The sequence below is a fragment of the Actinophytocola gossypii genome, assembly GCF_025165815.1.
Lineage (GTDB): Bacteria > Actinomycetota > Actinomycetes > Mycobacteriales > Pseudonocardiaceae > Actinophytocola > Actinophytocola gossypii.
This window is the reverse complement of the sequence record NZ_JAFFZE010000004.1, coordinates 444,178-462,799: the sequence shown is the minus strand read 5'-3', so window position 1 is coordinate 462,799 and position 18,622 is coordinate 444,178. Positions and strand designations below refer to the sequence as shown.

Below are 18,622 nucleotides of genomic sequence, written 5' to 3'. Positions count from 1 at the left end.
ACCGATGGCCATGACCGTGGGCGCGCCGCTCGTCCACGACGAGGACGACCCACCTGACGCCCGCGCCGCTCTGCTGCGTGCGGCGGAACACCACCCGGACAGCGCCGTCGTCGCGGTGACCTCGCCCGGTCGGGCCGTCCGGCTCACCTACCCGGAGCTGCTCCGGCGGGCACGGCACCTGCTCGCCGGGCTGCGCACCCGCGGCCGCCGTCCCGGCGACGCGGTGGTGCTGCACGGGCTGCCGCTGCCGGACTTCTTCCCCGCGCTGTGGGCGTGCCTGCTCGGCGGCATCACCCCGGCCGTGATCGCCGAGCCGATGTCCGACGACCCGTCACCGGCGGCGGCCGAACGGTTCGCGCACGTCTGTCGATTACTCCGCCGCCCACTCGTGCTGACCGGCGCGGAAGCCGTGGACCGGCTCCGCGCTACCGGCGAGTGCGGCTCCGTGACCGGTGTCGACGAGTGCGCGGCGGCCGAACCCGCCGACCCGCACCGGCCGCAGGGGGACGACACCTCGCTGCTCATGCTCTCCTCCGGCAGCACCGGCCCGCCGAAGGCGGTGCGGCTGACCCACCACGCGCTCGCCGAGTTCGCCGCGAGTTCCCGCCGCGGGCTCGACCTGCGGCCGGAACACACCAGCGTCAACTGGATGCCGCTCGACCACAGCGGAGCCCTGCTCCTGTACCACGTGCTGGAGGTGTTCGTCGGCGCCACGAACGTGCACGCCCCGACCGACCTCGTCCTCGGCGACCCGCTGCTGTGGCTCGACCTGCTCGTCGAGCACCGCGCGCAGCACGGCTGGGCACCCAACTTCGCCTACCAGCTGGTCGCCGACGCGCTCGCCGGCAGCGACCCCGACTGTGACCGCTGCTGGGACCTGTCCGGGATCCGGACCATGGTCACCGGCGGCGAGCAGGTCACCGTTGCGGTCGTGTCCCGTTTTCTCGACGCCACCCGGGCGTTCGGCCTCCCCGGCGACTGTGTGCGGCCCGTGTGGGGGATGGCGGAGACCACCACGGCGATCACCCTCGGCCGGTACACCCCGGCCGCCGTGCACCGGCTGCTGAAGTCGAGCATGAGCGGTGACCTCGTGCGGGCGGACGACTCGGTCCCGGACCGTGACCTGGTCACCCTGGTCTCCGTCGGCCCGCCCGCCCCCGGTGCGGCGCTGCGCGTCGTGGACGAGCACGACGACGTGGTGCCGGAAGGGCGGGTCGGCAGGCTGCAGGTGCGGTCGCCGCGGGTCACGCCCGGCTACCTCGGCGACGAGGACGGCACGCGCGCGCTGTTCCCCGACCACGAGCGCACCGGCCGCACGTGGCTGGACTCGGGTGACCTCGCGTTCGTCGCCGGCGGTGAGGTGGTGATCACCGGGCGCGTCAAGGACGTCATCATCCTCAACGGGCACAACCACTTCTGCCACGAGATCGAGGACGTCGCCGGTGGCGTGGCCGGTGTGGTGAGCGGCTGGGTCGGCGCGTGCGGCATCCCGGACGAGCGGTCCGGCACCGAGCGACTGCACGTCGTCGTCGGCACCGACGAGACCGGCACGGATCGGCTCGTCGCCGAGGTCCGCGCGGCGCTGTTCGAGCGGTTGGGCCTCACCGGCGAGGTCGTCGCCGTGCCGAGGCGGGACTTCCCCAGGACACCGAGCGGCAAGGTACGCCGGAACGCGTTGCCCGACCTGGTTCGGGCCGGAGCGGCACGGCCGGACGTCGAGGTCGCCGACCGGGTGCGCGCGGTGCTCGCGTCCGTCCTCGGCCGGGACGTGGACGCCGACACTCCGTTCCACGACCTCGGTCTGACCTCCGTGGACCTGATCCGGGCCCGGACCGCGCTGTCCCGCGAGCTCGACCGGGAGATCGCCCGGACCGCGATGTACCGGTACCCGACGGCGGCCGCGCTCGCCGCTCACCTGGCGGGCGGACTGGCCACGAGCCGGGACACCAGCGGCGCCGCGTCCACCAGCGGCAAGGTCGCGATCGTCGGGATGGCCCTGCGGTTCCCCGGCGCGCGGACCCCCGACGAGTTCTGGGCGAACCTCCGGGACGGCGTCGACAGCGTGCGGCGCTTCTCGGCCGAGGAGGTCGCGGCCGCCGGGGTGCCCGCGCGGGTCGCGGCCGACCCCGCGTTCCAACCGGTCGCCGGGGCGCTCGACGACGTGTCGGAGTTCGACCACGGCTTCTTCGGCATCAGCCCCCGGGAGGCCGAGCTGACCGCGCCGGCGCACCGCCTGTTCCTCGAGTGCTGCCACCAGGCCATGGAGCACGCCGGGTACGCGGTCCGCGGCCAGCGGGTCGCGGTGTTCGCCGGCGACGGCATGAACCTGTACGGGCACCAGGACCCGCGGCCGAACGGCGACGAGGAAGGCGACGAGGACGGCGCCACCGCGATGCGGACGACCATCGGCGCCGAGCCGGACTTCCTCGCGTCGAGAGTCGCGTACCGGCTCGGGCTGACCGGGCCGGCCGTCGGGGTCAGGACGGCGTGCTCGACGTCGCTGGTGGCGGTGCACCTGGCGGCGCGGGCGGTGCTGTCCGGGGAGGCCGACCTGGCCCTCGCGGGCGCGGCCGCGGTGCGGCTGCCGCAGGAGGCGGGCTACCGCCACCATCCCGGGTCGATCCTGTCGCCGACCGGTCGGTGTCGTGCCTTCGACGCGGACGCCGACGGCACGGTCGGCGGGAACGGCGTGGCGGCCGTACTGCTGAAACCGCTGGAGGCGGCCCTCGCGGACGGCGACACCGTGCACGCGGTGATCCTCGGTTCGGCGATCAACAACGACGGGACGGACAAGGTCGGGTTCAGCGCGCCGAGCGTGACCGGCCAGGTCGGCGTGATCCGCGAGGCGTTGCGACGCGCCGGGGCCGACGCCGGGACGGTGTCCTATGTGGAGGCACACGGCACCGGCACCGAGCTGGGCGACCCGGTGGAGTTCGACGCGCTGTGCGAGGCGTTCGACGGCGTGCCAGCCGGTTCGTGCGCGGTGGGTTCGGTCAAACCGAACGTGGGGCACCTGGACAGCTGCGCGGGCATGGCGGGACTGCTGAAGGTGGTGCTGATGCTGCGGCACCGGGAGCTGGTCCCGACCGTGCACCTGCGCACGCCGAACCCCGCGCTGCCGCTGGCGGGCAGCCCGTTCACGCTCGCGACCGAACGTCGCCCGTGGACGGCCGGGGGACGGCCGCTCCGGGCCGGGGTGACCGCGTTGGGCGTGGGCGGCACGAACGCGCACGTGGTGCTGGAGGAGCCGCCCGCGCGGCCGGAGCGCGGACCGTCCCGGGAGGCCGTCCTGGTGCCGGTGTCGGCCAAGGACGACGAGTCGCTGACCGTACTCGCGGGCAGGCTGGTGGACCACCTGCGGTCTCACCCGGACCTGTCCGCAGCGGACGTCGCGACGACGTTGGCCCTGGGGCGCGAGCATCTCCGGTGCCGGCTCGCGGTCGCCGGTCGCACGGTCGCCGAACTCGCCGGCGCCCTGGACAACGCCCTGGAGCACGCCCTGGAGCACGAGCCGGCCCCCATCGGCCGGCTCGTGTTCGCGTTCTCCGGCCAGGACGGTGTTCGCCCCGGCATGGCGACCGAACTGTACGACGCGTTCCCGGCGGTGCGCGCGGTGCTGGACGAGTGTGAGCGCGTGCGGCCGGGGCTGCTGGCTCAGCTGCGCGGCGCCGCGGTGCGCGAGCCGCAGTCGGTGCTGTTCGCGTTCCAGGTGGCGCTGGTGGCGTTCTGGCGGTCGGTGGGGGTGGGGCCGGACCTGGTGGCGGGCCACAGCCACGGCGAGTACGCGGCGATGTACGCGGCGGGCGCGCTGTCCATCGAGGACGGACTGGTGTTGACGACGGCGCGCGGTGAGCTGCTGGGCGCGACCGCACCTGGCGGGATGCTGGTGGTGAACGCGGACGCGACGGTCACGGCGGAGCTGGCGGCGGCCAGCGGCACCGAGCTGGCCGCGGTGAACGGCGCGACAACGCACGTGCTGAGCGGCTCGGTGGACTCGGTGGCGAGGGCGGCCGATCTGGCGGAGCGGCGGCGGATCGCGTGCGTGCGGTTGGGCACCGACCGGGCGTTCCACACGAGCCTGGTGGAGCCCGTGCTGGACGAGCTGGCGCGGCACGCCGCCCGCGTCGGCTGGCGACCGCTGCGGGTGCCGATGGTGAGCGGCCTGGACGGGCGGGTGCTGCCGGCCGGACACGTGCCGGACGGTGACTACGTGCGCCGGCACGCCCGCGGCACCGTCCGGTTCGACCAGGTGCTCGCCGCGGTGGCCGGCGAGGACGTGCTCGAGGTGGGCCCGGGCGAGGCACTGACCAGGCTGGCGAGGCGCGCTGGTGCGCGGTGGCGGCCCACGCTCGCGGGAACCGGGGACGTGCCGGTGGCGCTGCTGCGCGCCGTCGGCGAGCTGTACCGGCGAGGCAGGCGGATCGAATGGAGTGCGATGACCGGGTCGACCACGCCGGGCCGACGGATCCCGTTGCCCGGCCACCCGTTCGGATCGAACGGTCCGAGCCAGGCGGGTCCGTTGCGCGAGGTGCGGGAGCTGACCGCGCGGCTGCTCGGCACGACCGAGCGGCAGGTCGATCCGGACGACACGTTCGTGCACCTCGGCGGCGACTCGCTGTCGCTGATGAACCTGACCCGGGACCTCGAGGAGCGGTTCGGCGTACGGGTGCCGATCAGAGCATTGTTCGGCGACGCGGACACGCCGAGGAAGCTGGCCGAGCTGATCGGACCGCGACCCCCGGCCGCGACGCCCGAGACGACCACCTCGCCCGGCGCACCCGAGGCGAGCGAGCCGCCACCCGCACGGTCGGAACCGGAGAGTGACGGCGTTGGTGACGGCGTTGGTGGCGGCGACGTCGAGCGCGGTGTCGACGGCGCCGACGGCGGGGACCTGTCGGCGCTCGTGGAGCGGCAGCTGGCCGTCACCGAACGGATGATCGAGCGTGTCACCGACCTGATGTCCGAGCAGCTGACCGCCCTGCGGGCCAGCATGACGGCACCGAGCGGCACGCCGCCCTTATCGACCCCGCCCTTATCGACCCCGCCCTTATCCAAGCCGCCGTTATCCAAGCCGCCCTTACCCGCTCCGCCGCCCTCGGCGCCGGGTGAGCGGCGGAGCAGCGCCGACTTCAGTCTCTACTTCTTCGGGGACTACCCGGACGAGCAGCAGACCGACAAGTACGCCCTCATCACCTCCGCCGCCCGGTTCGCCGACGAGCACGGCTTCCACGCGTTGTGGCTGCCCGAGCGGCACTTCCACTCCTTCGGCGCCTTGTTCCCCAACCCGTCCGTGCTCGCCGCGGCACTCGCCGCCCAGACCGAGCGCGTCCGGTTGCACGCCGGATCGGTCGTCCTACCGCTGCACCACCCGGTCCGGGTCGCGGAGGAGTGGTCCGTCGTGGACAACCTCTCCGGCGGACGGGTGGGGATCTGTGCGGCCAGCGGCTGGCACGCCACCGACTTCGTGCTCGCGCCCGACAACTTCGGCGAGCACCGCGAACTGATGTACACCCACCTCGACACCGTCCGGCGGCTGTGGGCCGGCGAGGACGTCGAGGCCACCTCCGGCTCCGGCGACGTCGTCCGGGTCCGCAGCCACCCACGCCCGGTCCAGGACATGCCGCCCATGTACGTCGCGGTCGTCGGGAACCCGGACAGCTACCGGCGGGCCGCCGCCGAGGACCTCGGCGTGGTCACCAACCTGATGGCCCAGACCGTCGACGCCCTCGCCGCCAACGTGGCGCTCTACCGCCGCACCCGCGCCGAGCACGGGCTCGACCCCGACGCGGGCCGCGTCGTCGTCCTCGTGCACACCTACCTCGGCGACGACCTGGACCGCGTGCGCCAGGAGGCCTTCGAACCCTTCTGCGCCTACCTGCGCTCCTCCCTGTCCCTCTTCGACCAGGTCACCACCAGCCTCGGCGTCGACATCGACCTCGCCACCACCCCGGAGGACGACGTCGAGTTCCTTCTCGGCCAGGCCTACCGGCGGTACTGCGAGTCCCGCGCGCTCATCGGCACGGTCGACAGCTCCTCGGCGGTCGTCCGCCAACTGCTCGACGCGGGAGCTGACGAGATCGCGTGCTTCGTCGACTTCGGCGTCCAGAAGGACAGCGTGCTCGCCGCACTGCCCACATTGGACACTCTGCGCGCGGCGTTCGCGCCGGGACGGCGGCCACTGACCGACGCCGAGCGGCGCATCTGGTTCCTCGACCGGCTCTACCCCGACCAGCGCATCTACCACGAGCCGAAGGCGATCCGCCTCACCGGACCGCTCGACGCGGCCGCGCTCCAACGGGCACTGCGGCACGTGGTGGAACGTCAGCCAGCACTGCGCACGGTCTTCCGCGACGGCGACAGGGACGGCGACGGGGAGCCGTACCGCCTCGTGCTCCCGGACGCCACGGTCGACTGCCCGCTCGTCGACCTGCCCGGCGCCACCGAGGACGAGGCACTGCACGACGCCCTGCACACCTCCGGGCGAACCGTGTTCGACCTCGCGGACGGCCCCCTGGTCACCGCCCGGCTCGTGCGGCTGTCCGACCGGCACCACCTGCTGTTCCTGTCCGCGCACCACATCGTGTTCGACTCCGCCTCGACCGCCGTGCTCGTCCGCGACCTCGCCGAGTGCTACCGAACCCGGGCCGGTCTTCCGGCGCTGCCCCCGCTCGAAGCCGGCGCGGACGACCACGCCGCCGCGGCGGACGTCGAGTTCTGGCGTGCCCGGCTCGCCGGCGCGCCGGAGCTCCTCCTGCCCACCGACCACCCACGCCGGTCGACCCGCTCCGGCGACGGCGCCGCGCTCAACCACGAGCTCGACGGCGCCCTCCTCGACCGGCTCACCACGATCACCCAGGCGGGTGGGGCCACGCTCTTCATGGCCGCGCTCGGCACCGTCGCCGCCGTGCTCGGCCGGTTCGCCGGCCAGGACGACGTGGTGCTCGGCACCGCCGTCGACAACCGGCCACGCGACGCCGCCGATCACATCGGCCTGTTCCTCGACACCGTCCCGCTGCGCGTCGACCTGTCCGGCGACCCCACCTTCACCGAGCTCATCGCCCGCGTCCGCGAGACCACCGTCGACGCCTACGACCACCGCGTGCCGTTCGACGAGCTCGTCGGTGCGCTCAACCCGGTCCGCGACGCCGGCCGCAACCCGCTGTTCACCGTGATGGTCGAGTTCGAGCACGAGTCGGCGGTGGGGTTCACGCCAGAGATCGCCGCCAGGATCCTCGACGTGCCGGCCGACCGGGCGCCCTTCGACCTCTCGCTCTACCTCACGCGGCACGCGCACGGGCTGCGGATCTCCGTCGAGTACGACACCGACCTGTTCACCGAGGGCACCGTGCGCGGGCTGCTCACCCACTTCGAGACCACCCTGCGGCGAGCGGTCGCCGACCCGTCCGCGCCGCTGTCGGCGCTCACCTCGGCCACCGACGAGGAACGCACCCGCCGGGCGGCCCGGCAGGGCGAGACCCTGCCCGCGCCGCCGTGCCTGCACCACCTCGTCGAGCGGCAGGTCGACCGGACCCCCGACGGCACCGCCGTGATCGACGGGGAGACCGAGCTGACCTTCCGCGAGCTGGACGAGCGCGCCAACCAGCTCGCGAACTGGCTCGGCGCGCGGGGCATCGGCCGCGGCGACCTCGTCGCCGTGCGGCTCGACCGGGGAGCCGACCTCGTCGTCGCCCTGCTCGCCGTGCTGAAGTCCGGGGCGGCCTACCTCCCGCTCGACCCCCAGCTGCCCCGGGCACGCGTCGACCTCGTCCTGGCCGACAGCGGCGCCGCGTTGTCGCTGACCGCGCGGACCCTGCCCCCGGCCGCCGACCTCGGCTCGGCGTCCCGGCCGTCGAACCACGTCGACCCGGCCGACCTCGCCTACTGCCTCTACACGTCCGGCTCGTCGGGCCGGCCCAAGGGCGTGCTCGTGCCACACCGCGGTCCGGCCAACGTCGTCCGCTGGCAACTGGCGCACCACCCGGCGCTGCGGACGCTGCAGTGGACCTCACCCACGTTCGACGTGAGTGTGCAGGAGATCTTCGGCACCCTCGCCGCGGGCGCCTGCCTCGTGCTCGTCGGCGACGACGTGCGCCACGACCCGGCCGCCGTGGCCGCCATCGCCCGCGCCGACCGGGTCGAGCGGATCCACATGCCGTACACGCCGCTGAGGTACCTGCTGGAGAGCCGGCCGAACCTGCCGGACCTGCGCGCGGTGGTCTCCGCGGGTGAGCCGCTGGTGCTGACGGACGCGGTGCGCCGGTTCTTCGCCGAGCACCCGGACTGCCTGCTGTACAACCAGTACGGCCCGACCGAGGGCTCGATCATCGTCACGTCCACCGAGGTGGACCCGGTACGGGACACCACGCCGTCGATCGGCGCGCCGATCGACGGCGTCACCGTCGACGTGCTCGACCCGCACGGCGAGCCGGCACCGCTCGGCGCCGTCGGCGAGATCGTCATCGGCGGGCTCGCCGTCGCCGACGGGTACCTCGGCCGCGACGACGAGACCGCGGCGGTGTTCGTCGAGGGCCCGGACGGCAGGCGGTACCGCACCGGCGACCTCGGCCGGTGGCGCGCGGACGGCACGATCGAGTTCCTCGGCCGGCGTGACGACCAGGTCAAGATCCGCGGCTTCCGGGCGGAGCCGGGGGAGACCCAGCGGGTGCTCGCCGACCTGCCCGGTGTGCGGGACGCGGCGGTCGTGGCACGGAGGACGTCCGGCGGCGAGCAGGAGCTGGTCGCCCACGTCGTGCTCGACGACGGTGTCCAGCCGGACTCGCTCGCGGACCGGCTCGGCACGCTGCTGCCGCACTACCTGGTGCCGCACCACTGGGTCGCCATGGAGCGGCTTCCCGTCAACCCCAACGGAAAGCTCGACCGCGAGCGGCTGCCGGACCCGCTCGAACCCGGTACGGCGGACGCCGCGCCGGAAACCCCGGCCGAGGTGACCCTGCACGAGCTGTGGTGCGCCGAGACCGGCCGCACCTCGGCGCCGGTGGACCGGTCGTTCTTCGCGCTCGGCGGGCACTCGCTGTCCGCGGTGCGCCTGCTCAACCGCGTCGGCGAGGCCTTCGGCCGGACCCCGTCGATGACGGAGTTCTTCCGCGCACCCACGATCCGCGCACTCGCCCGGCTCCTCACCGGTGACGTCGTCGATACCGCGCCGCTCACCACGCTGCAGCGCAGGCTGTGGCGGCGGCACCACGCGACCTCGCGGCCGGCCGTGTACAACGTGGCGCACCGGGTCGACCTCGCCGGCGACCTCGACGAGGACGCGTTGCGCCGCGCGGTCGAGGGGCTGGTGCACCGGCACGCCGCGCTGCGGACGCGGGTCGCCGAGCGGGACGGCGTGCTGGTGCAGGAGGTGCTCGCGCCGGAGCCGGTACCGCTTCCGGTCGACGACCTCGGCGACCTGGACGACGCGGCCGTCACCCGGTGGTGCGCGGACCTGGCCGGAGCGCCGTTCGTGCTGGACGGCCCGCCACCGCGCCGGTTCCGGCTCGGCCGGCTGGGCCACCGTCGGTGGGTGCTGGCCGTGGTGCTGCACCACATGGTGTGCGACGGTGCGTCGCTGGCGATCCTGTGGCAGGAGCTGGCCGAGTTGTACGCGGCGGCCAGGGAGAACCGGGACGCCGACCTGACGCCCGCCGTGCCGCACACCGACTACGCGCGGTGGGAGCACACCGGCCCGTCGCCGTCCCGCCGGGCGGAACTGGTGCGGTACTGGCGCGGCGCGCTGTCCGGTGTCGACGTCATGCCGGCGTTGCCGGCGGACCGGCCCCGGCCGGCGGCGCTCTCCGGGCGAGGCTCGTCGTACGACTCGGTTCTGCCCCGCGAGATCGTCGACGGCATCGAGGCGGCGGCCGCCGAGCTGGGTGGCACCCCGTACGCGGTGCTCGCCACGGCGTTCGCGACCTGGCTCGCCCGTGCGTGCGGCACCGACGCGGTGGTGCTGGCGGTGTCCAGCGCGAACCGGAGCCGGCCCGAGCACGAGCGGGTGGTGGGGATCGTCGGGGACGCCGTGCTCGTCCGGGTCCGGCCGGGTGCCGAGGAGCCGGTGCGGGAGTTCTCGGCCGGCCTCTTCGGCGGGCTGGATCACCAGGACCTGCCGCTCGACGACGTGGTCGCCGAGGTGGCACCCGAACACGCCGACGGCCACTTCCCGACGGTGCGGTTGACCGTGGTCACCACGCCACCGCCCCGGCTGGCACTTCCCGGTGTGGAGTCCGAGATCCACGGGCTGGCGGTGCCCGGCGGGGCCCGCGCCGAGCTGTACGTGCGGATCGAGGGAGACCGGATCCACTGGGAGTACTCAACGGACCTCTTTACCGAGGCGACCGTCGCGGCCTGGGACGCCGACTTCCGCGCCGTGCTGGCCGACCGGCTCTCCCGCCCGTGAGCGTGCGATGCTGCGGACGTGGTCATCGACTTCGACGCCGAGTTGTGGGTGTGGGACGCCAGGCGGAACGAGACGTGGACCTTCGTGCGGCTGCCCGTCGCGGAGTCCGAGGACATCCGGGAACTGGTCGGCGGGCGAGCCAGGGGGTTCGGCTCCGTGCGGGTGCGGGTCGTGCTCGGCGGCAGCGTCTGGACGACGTCGATCTTCCCCGAAGGCGCCAGCGGGTGTTACGTGCTGCCGGTGAAACGCGCCGTCCGTACCGCCGAGGACCTCGAGCCGGGTGACGTCGCGAGGGTGTCGGTCGAGGTCGTCGACCTCTAGCCTTCCGCTCAGGCCGGTGTGTAGCCGGCGAGCAGCCCGGCCACGGCAGCGCGCGCGGCTTCGAACTCGCGCTGGCGCTCGGCCAGCAACTCCTCGAACGCCTCGTCCGGGCGCACCGCCGCGTACCGGCCGGTGTTGCCGCCCAGGTACTCCACGAACCGCCGCGCGGCGCGGGCGCCGATCCCGGCGACCGCTGCCAGCTGCTCGATCCGCGACGGCACGCCGAGCACGGCGGCTGGTGGCAGTGTCCGACCATGGCGTGCAGGTGCGCGACCCTGGGGTGCGCGAGCAGTTCGCGGACCAGCCGGGTCTTGCCGACACCCGCCTCGCCCTCGATCAGCACCACGGTGGACCGGGTGGTGACGGTGGCGAGCAGGGCCCGCAACTCCTTGTCCCGACCGACCAGCACCGGTGAGCTGGTCCGGACCACGCTCGCGCTCGGCCGTCGGCCGGTCATCCCCACAGCCCAAGCCGCGGGCCCCGGGCGGCCGACCACGATCGTCGTGGGAACCGGTACGGCGGCCGCGCGGCCTTGACCTTCGAGTCGGGTCGAAGGTCTACCGTCCTGGCATGAGCAGGATGCGGATCTCACAGCTGGCCGAGCGGTCGCGGGTTCCGGCGACCACGTTGCGGTTCTACGAGTCGACGGGCCTGCTGCCCGCGGACCGGACCCCGTCGGGTTACCGGGTCTACGGCGAGGACGCGGTCGACCGGCTGGCGTTCATCGGGGCGGCGAAGCATCTCGGCCTGCCGCTCGAGGAGGTCGGCGAGCTGCTCGCGGTGTGGGAGGCGGGGGTGTGCGCGGAGGTGAAGGCCGACCTGCGGCCACGCATCGCCGCGCGCCTGGCGGAGGCCGAACGTCGGGTGGCGGAGTTGACCGCGTTCACGGCGTCGCTGCACGACGCCGTGGCGCACCTGGACGCGCTGCCGGACCGCGACGGCCCCTGCGATCCGGAGTGCGGCTTTCTCACTCCGGCCGCACGGCACGACGCCGGCGGGGACGTCGAGCCGGGCGAGGAGCGGTGGCGTTCGGCCCCGGTGGCGTGCTCGCTGGGCGGCGACGACCTGGACGATCGTGTCCGCGCGTGGCGCGAGGCGGTCGACGGCGCGGTTCGGACGGAGATCGCCGATGGTCTCCGGCTGACGATGCCGGCCGACCGGGCCGGGGCCGTGGCGACGCTGGCGGCGGCCGAGCAGCGGTGCTGTGCGTTCTTCGACTTCCGCCTTCGGTTCGACGGCCGGGTGGTGCACCTGGAGGTGCGGGTGCCCGCCGAGGGGGCCGGTCTGCTCGCCGAGCTGTTCGACGCACCAGACTGAGCACCGTTCGCCCACGTCACGAGAAGGGGCCTGGTCTGTGCGGATCGTCCATTCGGTCGCGTTGTTCGTGGTCGCGGCCCTGTTCGAGATCGGCGGCGCGTGGCTGGTCTGGCAGGGCATCCGGGAGCACCGGGGCTGGATCTGGATCGGCGCCGGAACGATCGCGCTCGGCCTGTACGGGGTCGTGGCCACCTTTCAGCCCGACGCCCACTTCGGGCGCATCCTCGCCGCCTACGGCGGGATCTTCGTCGCCGGGTCGATCGCCTGGGGCATGGTCGCCGACGGCTACCGCCCGGACCGGTTCGACATCATCGGGGCGCTGGTCTGCGTGGCCGGCATGGCGATCATCATGTACGCACCCCGGAGCGGCTGAGGCCGTCACCGGATCGGGTGTACCTCCGCGTTTTCCGGCCGGGGTCGCCGAACGCGGCTGAAACGATGCGCGCCATGAGGTTTCGTCGGATTGTCGCGGCGCTGGTGTGCGTGCTCCTCTCGTCGCCGCCCGGTGGCGGGTCGGTGGCGCTGGCGGACACGCCGGTGCGGACGATCGTCGACGGGCTGCGCGGTCCGTGGGCGATCGCGTTCCTTCCCGGCGGGGACGCGCTGGTGACCGAACGGGACACCGCCCGCCTGCTGCGGGTGACGCCGGCCGGCGCGGTGTCCGTGGTCGGGGTGGTGCCGGGCGTGGTGCCCCGCTCGCAGGGCGGGTTGCTCGGGGTGGCGGTGTCGCCTCGGTTCACCGTCGACCGGACCGTCTACGCGTACGTCTCCGCCGCCCGGGACAACCGGATCGTCCGGTTCCGTTACGACAAGGGCATCGGGAAGGTCGAGACGGTGCTCGCCGGCATTCCCGTGGCCGACGACGCCAACGGCGGCCGGCTGAAGTTCGGCCCGGACGGGATGCTGTACGCGACCACCGGCTACAACTTCCGGCTCGAGTTCCCGCAGGACCCGGCCTCGTTGGGCGGGAAGATCCTGCGGATGACACCGGACGGCCGGCCGGCGCCGGGCAACCCGTTCCCGGGTTCGGTGGTGTGGACGCTGGGCCACCGCAACATCGAGGGCATCGCCTGGGACGCCCTCGGCAGGGCCTACGCGACCGAGTTCGGCGCCGCCAGGCTCGACGAGCTGAACAGGATCAGGCGGGGCCACAACTACGGGTGGCCGCACGCCGAGGGCCCGTCGGCCGACCCGCGCTTCACCGACCCCGAGCTGACCTGGCGTACGGGGGAGGCGTCCCCGTCCGGCGTCGCGTTCGCCGGTGGTTCGCTGTGGGTCGCCGCGCTGGGCGGCGAACGACTCTGGGAGGTCCCGCTCGGCGCGGGCGGCCGTCCCGGCACGCCGGTCCCGCACTTCGTCGGGACGTACGGGCGGATCCGTGCCGTCGCGGCCGCGCCCGGCGGCGCGCTGTGGCTGCTCACCAGCAACACCGACGGGGTCGGCACCCCGCGCGCCGGCGACGACCGGCTGCTCGTCCTGCCGCCCGACTTCGTCCGCGCCGCGTGACCCGAGACGGGAGCTACGGCGAGAACGCACCATCCTCGTCCGCGTTCACCAGCAGCCGCACCAGCTCGGTCCGGGACCGCGCGCTGAGCTTCCGCATCACCGCCGCCATGTGCTTGCCGACGGTGTTCGGCGACACGAACAGCGCCTCGGCGATCTCCCGGTTGGTCCGCCCGCCGACGGCCAGCTCGGCCACCTGCCGCTCCCTCGGGGACAGTTCGGTGCCGTAGCCGCGGCGGCCGTTGCGATGGCGGGCGGGCAGCGCCACCCCGTGCCTTCTGGCCAGTGCCGCCGCCCGGCCGGCGTCCCACGAGGCGCCGAGGCGTTCGTACACCGCGACGGCGGCGCGCAGCGATCCGGCGCCGCGCTCGTCGCCCGACGCCAGCCACCTCCCCGCCGCGGCCTCGTGCGCCCGGCCGGCCTCGATGGCCGCGGACAGCCGTTCGAACTCCACCGCCGCGGTCACCAGCTCCTCCGGCCGGTCGTCCAGGACACCGCGCAGGTAGGCCAGTGCCGCGCCGGCCAGTGGGGCGTCCAGGTCACGCAGCGCGGTGGCCGCCTGGCCGGCGAACCGTCGCGCCGCCGCCCGCTCGTCCGCGGCGACCAGGACGTCGACGACGGCGGGCACCGCCCAACACGCGGGCGCCCACACCCCCTTCGCGTCCAGCTGGGCGAGCAGGGTCCGCACCGCGGTGACGGCGCCGGCGGGGTCGCCGAGGGCGAGGGCGGCGCGCGCCCAGGTCGCGGCCGCGGTGGGCACCACCTCGTACGCGCCGATCTCGACGGCGAACTCGGTGACCCGGCGCGCGGTCGCCGCCGCGCGGTCGAGGTCGCCCGTCGCGAGGGCGAGTCCACTCGCGACCAGTTCGAGGTCCATCCGGGCGGGTGCGTACTCGGCGGCGTCGGCCAGGAGTTCCTCGACGGTCGCGGCCAGCCCGTCCCAGCGGCCGGTGCCGTGGTGGGCGAGCGCGAGCCCCGCGCGGATCATCACCGCCAGTCTGCGGTTCTGCTGGACCGCGTCGGCGCGCGACGCGGCGTCGAGCATCGTCGTCGCGGTCGGCAGATGGCCCGTGTAGCAGGCGGCGATCCCGATGGAGTAGTAGGCGTTCGCCTCCCGCCGCTGTCGTGGCGTGCCGCCGGTCAGCTCTTCCACCCGCCCGACGACGGTGCGCCAGGTGCGGTCGCCGTTCTCCATCAGCGCGCCCCCCGCCTTGCCGAGGACGAACACCGCGAGCAACCGGTCGTCGATGCCGTCGGCCAGCGCCACCGCCTCGATCATCCAGCGCAACCCCTCCGCCACCGGAGTGTCGGACGGGATCGTGACGCCCAGCCCCACCATCGCCCAGGCACACAGGTCGGGCCGGTGCCGCAGGTCCGGCAGCGCGTCGAGGAACAGGCGCCGTTGCATCGGCGAGTCCTCGCCTGCCTGGCCGAGGATCACCCCGAGCAGGAACCGGAGCTCACCGCGGAGCGCGGCCGGCACATCCAGGTCGATGGCGGCGCGCAGCGGCTCGGTGACCTCGCGCGCGTGCAGGGTGTCCAGCGCCGCCCAGCCGAGCGCGATCGCGATCGCCGCCCGCCGCTCCGGCGGCGGTGCCGCGGTCCGCAGCACCTCGGCGAGCAGGCGGACCGCCTCGTCCTCGTCGCCGAGCGACGCCGCCTGGGCGGCCGCGCGTTCGGCTGCCACCGCCCACTCGGCCGGTCGGCCCGCGTGCCGCAGGTGGTGGGCGACCTGGCCGAGGGGGGTCGGCGCCATCGCGCCGAGCACCTCGGCCGCCCGCCCGTGCAGCGCCATCCGGCGGGCCGGGTTGAGGTCCTCGTAGACCGCCTGCGCGGCGAGCGCGTGCCGGAACCCGAACCCGCCGTCCGCTTCGGCGAGCACGCCCCGGTCGACCGCCTCGACCAGCGCCTCCAGCGGGTCGTCGATGCCGGTCATCGCCACCAGCGCCGGTTGCGTGGCGGGCGTCCGGACGACCGAGACCGCCGCCACCAGCCGCCGCGCGTCGGCGGACAACCGCGCCACCCGCGCCAGGGTGGAGTCGCGGATGCCCCGGGGCACCTCGAGCCGGTCCAGCGCGCGCCTGGCCCACCGGTCACCGCGCCGCACCACGAGGCCGCGTTCGCGGACCAGCGCGAGCACCTCCTCGATCGCGAACGGCAGCCCCGACGTGCGTTCCCACAGGTACCGGGCGAACTCGTCGGACACCCGCTCCAGCCCCAGGATCGCGGCGGCGAGACCACCCGTGCGCGCCTCGTCCAGTGGGGCGAGAGGCACGTGGGCGAGTGCGGCGCCGGCCGGTGGCCGCGCGGTCAACGCCCGCAGCGCCGTCCCGGCCTCCTCACCCCGGTAGGTGAGCACCACGGCGAGGCCGGCCGGCGCGCCGTGGAGCAGGTAGGTCAGGAAGTCGCCGGTCTGCTCGTCCATCCAGTGCAGGTCCTCCAGCACCAGGACCGAGGGCGACACCGCCGTCAGCGCCTCGGCGAGGCCCCGGAACACCCGGTGGCGCTGGGCCACGGCGTCGTCCAGCGGCGCCGGTACCGGCGGCAGCCATGGCGTCAGCTCCGGCAGCAACGGCCGCAGCGCGCCGGCCACAGAGGACAACCTGGCGCCGGCCAGCCCGTCGCCGACCGTCCCCAGCGCCTCGACCAGCGGCCCGAGTGGGAACGACTCGCGGATCGGATGACAGCGTCCGATCAGGACCCGGCGGCCCCGGCCGGCCGGACCACGCAGGGCCTCGGTGACCAGCCTGCTCTTGCCGACCCCTGCCTCGCCCTCCACCGACACGACCGACGGCGGTGCCGAGAGCGCGGCGGACAGCGCGGCCAGCTCTGTCGCCCGTCCCACCATGCCCGGTGCGATCACCCGCCCGCCCGGCTCACCTGGTCCGATCCCGCCCACGGCCAGAGCCTGCCGGGAGGGGGGAACCAGGTCAAGGATCGGCGGTGTGCGGTGCTGGCCGGCCCATGTGGACGGACGAGCCCGCTCCGGCCAGGTCGGCTGGAGCGGGCTCGGGTCCTGCTGTCAGTTCGTGTCGAGTGTCACGGCCACGTCGGTCACGGGGGCGATCGACGGGAACGTCCCGACCAGGGTCGCGGCGCCGGTGAGCACGTCCACGGTGTAGAAGGACTGCCGTCCGCCGGCGGGCAGGAGGGTGGCGAAGGCGGTGTTCGCGACCGTTCTGCCGTTGGCCACGTCGCTGAAGATGTCGGCGCCGGCGGCGAGGCCGGCGTCCAGGCCGACGGCGCCGGTCGGGTTCAGCGTGCCGTTGTTGGCCGGTGCCTGGATGGCGACCTGGTCGTTGCGGGTGTCGATGTCGAACAACGTCGTCCCGGTGGCGGCGCTGGCGTCGTTGTTCGTGTACGCGGCGGCGGTGACCCCGGTGGCGGGCGCGCCGTTGACGGTCAGCGGCATGTCCTTGATCGTGTGGTTGCCGTCGACGTCGTGCCGCAGGTTCTGGCCGTGGTCACTGATGATCCGCAGGCGGTCGACGGCCGGGTTGAAGTCGACGCCGAAGCTCGTGCCGTTCAGCGCGACGGACAGCTGCCCGACCTTGTGGAGGGCGACGTACGGGTCGTCCGGGTCGACCACCGGGATGGTGTAGATGCCCCCGTGGTTGGCGACCGCGTACAGCAGGCCGTTCTTCGGCCGGAAGTCGATCCCGACCAGTCGGGTGTCGTTGCCGGCGAACCCCTGTACGTCCTTGACCCAGTTGAGGGTGCCGGGCGCGGTGCTGCTGAACGCGCACATGGTCGTGCCGTCGCCGATGAGCCCGAACACCGGCAGGCTCGGCGCCGCCGCCGTGGCCCCGCCCGTGTTCCCGAGGAGGACCGCCGTCGACGCCGCCACGGTCGCGGCCGCCGCGGCGAGCCATCTCCTGGTTCGTGCCTTCATCCTGTTTTCCCCTTCCGGTGAGCCGGCTGTGGTGTCGCCGCCACGCTATTTCGCCGCACTGGACATCGATTGGACGAGGATTGGAGTACGCGTTTCGGCGTATTGCGGCGACTTGAGTCCTGCCACAGAGTTGTGGGGCTGAAAACACGTCGACGGGGAGATACCATGATTATGAAACGAATCGTCACGATCATCGCGGTCGTTGTCGCCGTCGTGACGTCGGCGACCGCGGGCACCGCGGCCGCGGAGCCGGAACTGCCGCCGTGCCAGGGGAACCCGCAGCGGTCCGACGTGGTGCTCGAGTTCAGCGAGGGGGAGTGGGCGTTCCTCTACCGGCTCATCTGGTGCGTCGAGGAAAACCAGATCACCTGGGCGGTTCCGGACGTCGTTCCGGTCCTGCCGGACAGCAGCGACTGCTCCTGGACGGGAACGCACGAGGAATCCCTGGAGGCGATTCCGGGCGGCGGATCGTGGTTGGGTTTCGCCATGGGCCGGTTCTCCTGCCCGAACGGTGCGGAGGCACCGGACGACTACCCGTGGGGGATCATCCACGTGCGGCCGGACGGCACCAGCGCCATCCAGGCCCAGGGCACGGCCTAGCCCCGAGTCGCCAGAAGTCCGACCGACTTTCTCCGCCGGGAAAGTGGCGTGAAAGCCCGGCCCCGCATGATCGGTCCGGACTCATGGTCGACGAAGGGATGACATCGATGCACTCCATCCGAAGAGCGCTCGCGGGACTGGCGGCGATCACCGCCGTCACCCTCGGGCTCGGTCTGACGACCGTCGGCACCGCCGCGGCCGCGGACGGCTCCTGGCGCGCCTACGGGAACACGAACCCGATCACGTCCAGTTCCAGCACCTGGAAGTGCGGGAGTACCAAGACCGTCGCGTACTCCGTGCTCGCGCAGGTCTGCATGGTGAGGTCGGCTAGGGGGGACGACATGCAGGGGGCGGTGATCGTGCGCAACAACAACCGAGTCGGCCTCTTCATGACGGACGCATCGGTGTCCCTGCACAGGCCGTCCGGCGCGCAGGTGGACAAGTGGTTCTGCGAGGACTCCGGGGTCGCGGCGAATTCGTGGTCCGTGTGCTTCGGAAAGACCATCGCCTATCCCGGTGCCACCCGTGCGGTTGGCGTCGCGAACAACGTCGGGCTCGGATCCTCGCCGAACATCTGAGGCACAGTGACG

10 protein-coding genes and 1 pseudogene are annotated in these 18,622 nt (G+C 73.8%); 7 read left to right on the top strand and 4 right to left on the bottom strand.

What is annotated here, in order from left to right:
• The first annotated feature begins 4 nt into the window (after positions 1 to 4).
• On the top strand, positions 5 to 10,399 hold the full coding sequence (locus JT362_RS03440) for a non-ribosomal peptide synthetase/type I polyketide synthase (RefSeq protein ID WP_260189520.1): 10,395 nt from the start codon (positions 5 to 7) through the stop codon (positions 10,397 to 10,399).
• An 18-nt stretch (positions 10,400 to 10,417) separates the two neighbouring features.
• Positions 10,418 to 10,720 carry a DUF1905 domain-containing protein gene (locus JT362_RS03435; RefSeq protein WP_260189519.1) on the top strand — a complete coding sequence of 101 codons (303 nt, stop codon included), beginning with the start codon at positions 10,418 to 10,420 and terminating at the stop codon, positions 10,718 to 10,720.
• Between the two features lie 8 nt (positions 10,721 to 10,728).
• On the opposite strand, the gene JT362_RS03430 is transcribed toward JT362_RS03435, so the two are convergent.
• Positions 10,729 to 10,941 carry a hypothetical protein gene (locus tag JT362_RS03430; RefSeq protein WP_260189518.1) on the bottom strand — a complete coding sequence of 71 codons (213 nt, stop codon included), beginning with the start codon at positions 10,939 to 10,941 and terminating at the stop codon, positions 10,729 to 10,731.
• Between the two features lie 71 nt (positions 10,942 to 11,012).
• Positions 11,013 to 11,177: pseudogene (locus JT362_RS03425) on the bottom strand (AAA family ATPase); the annotation flags it as partial.
• 113 nt (positions 11,178 to 11,290) lie between these two features.
• Here JT362_RS03425 and JT362_RS03420 point away from each other — a divergent pair.
• The 3 genes from JT362_RS03420 (at position 11,291) to JT362_RS03410 (ending at position 13,543) form a co-directional block, all read left to right on the top strand.
• Positions 11,291 to 12,037: a MerR family transcriptional regulator gene (locus JT362_RS03420; RefSeq protein WP_260189517.1), complete on the top strand. Its 747-nt coding sequence runs from the start codon at positions 11,291 to 11,293 to the stop codon at positions 12,035 to 12,037.
• 37 nt (positions 12,038 to 12,074) lie between these two features.
• On the top strand, positions 12,075 to 12,410 hold the full coding sequence (locus JT362_RS03415) for a YnfA family protein (protein ID WP_260189516.1): 336 nt from the start codon (positions 12,075 to 12,077) through the stop codon (positions 12,408 to 12,410).
• A gap of 74 nt (positions 12,411 to 12,484) precedes the next feature.
• Positions 12,485 to 13,543: a PQQ-dependent sugar dehydrogenase gene (locus JT362_RS03410; protein ID WP_260189515.1), complete on the top strand. Its 1,059-nt coding sequence runs from the start codon at positions 12,485 to 12,487 to the stop codon at positions 13,541 to 13,543.
• Between the two features lie 13 nt (positions 13,544 to 13,556).
• Here the strand turns inward: JT362_RS03410 and JT362_RS03405 are convergent, their stop codons facing one another.
• Entirely contained in the window at positions 13,557 to 16,439 is a 2,883-nt protein-coding gene (locus JT362_RS03405) for a helix-turn-helix transcriptional regulator (RefSeq protein WP_260189514.1), read from the bottom strand.
• 123 nt (positions 16,440 to 16,562) lie between these two features.
• Positions 16,563 to 17,432, bottom strand: a complete 870-nt coding sequence (locus JT362_RS03400) for a DUF4394 domain-containing protein (RefSeq protein ID WP_260189513.1) — start codon at positions 17,430 to 17,432, stop codon at positions 16,563 to 16,565.
• 165 nt (positions 17,433 to 17,597) lie between these two features.
• Here JT362_RS03400 and JT362_RS03395 point away from each other — a divergent pair, with 165 nt between their 5' ends.
• Entirely contained in the window at positions 17,598 to 18,032 is a 435-nt protein-coding gene (locus tag JT362_RS03395; protein WP_260189512.1) for a hypothetical protein, read from the top strand.
• Positions 18,033 to 18,139: 107 nt separating this feature from the next.
• A complete protein-coding gene (locus tag JT362_RS03390; RefSeq protein WP_260189511.1) occupies positions 18,140 to 18,610 on the top strand; it encodes a hypothetical protein in 471 nt (156 codons plus the stop codon).
• Positions 18,611 to 18,622 lie beyond the last annotated feature (12 nt).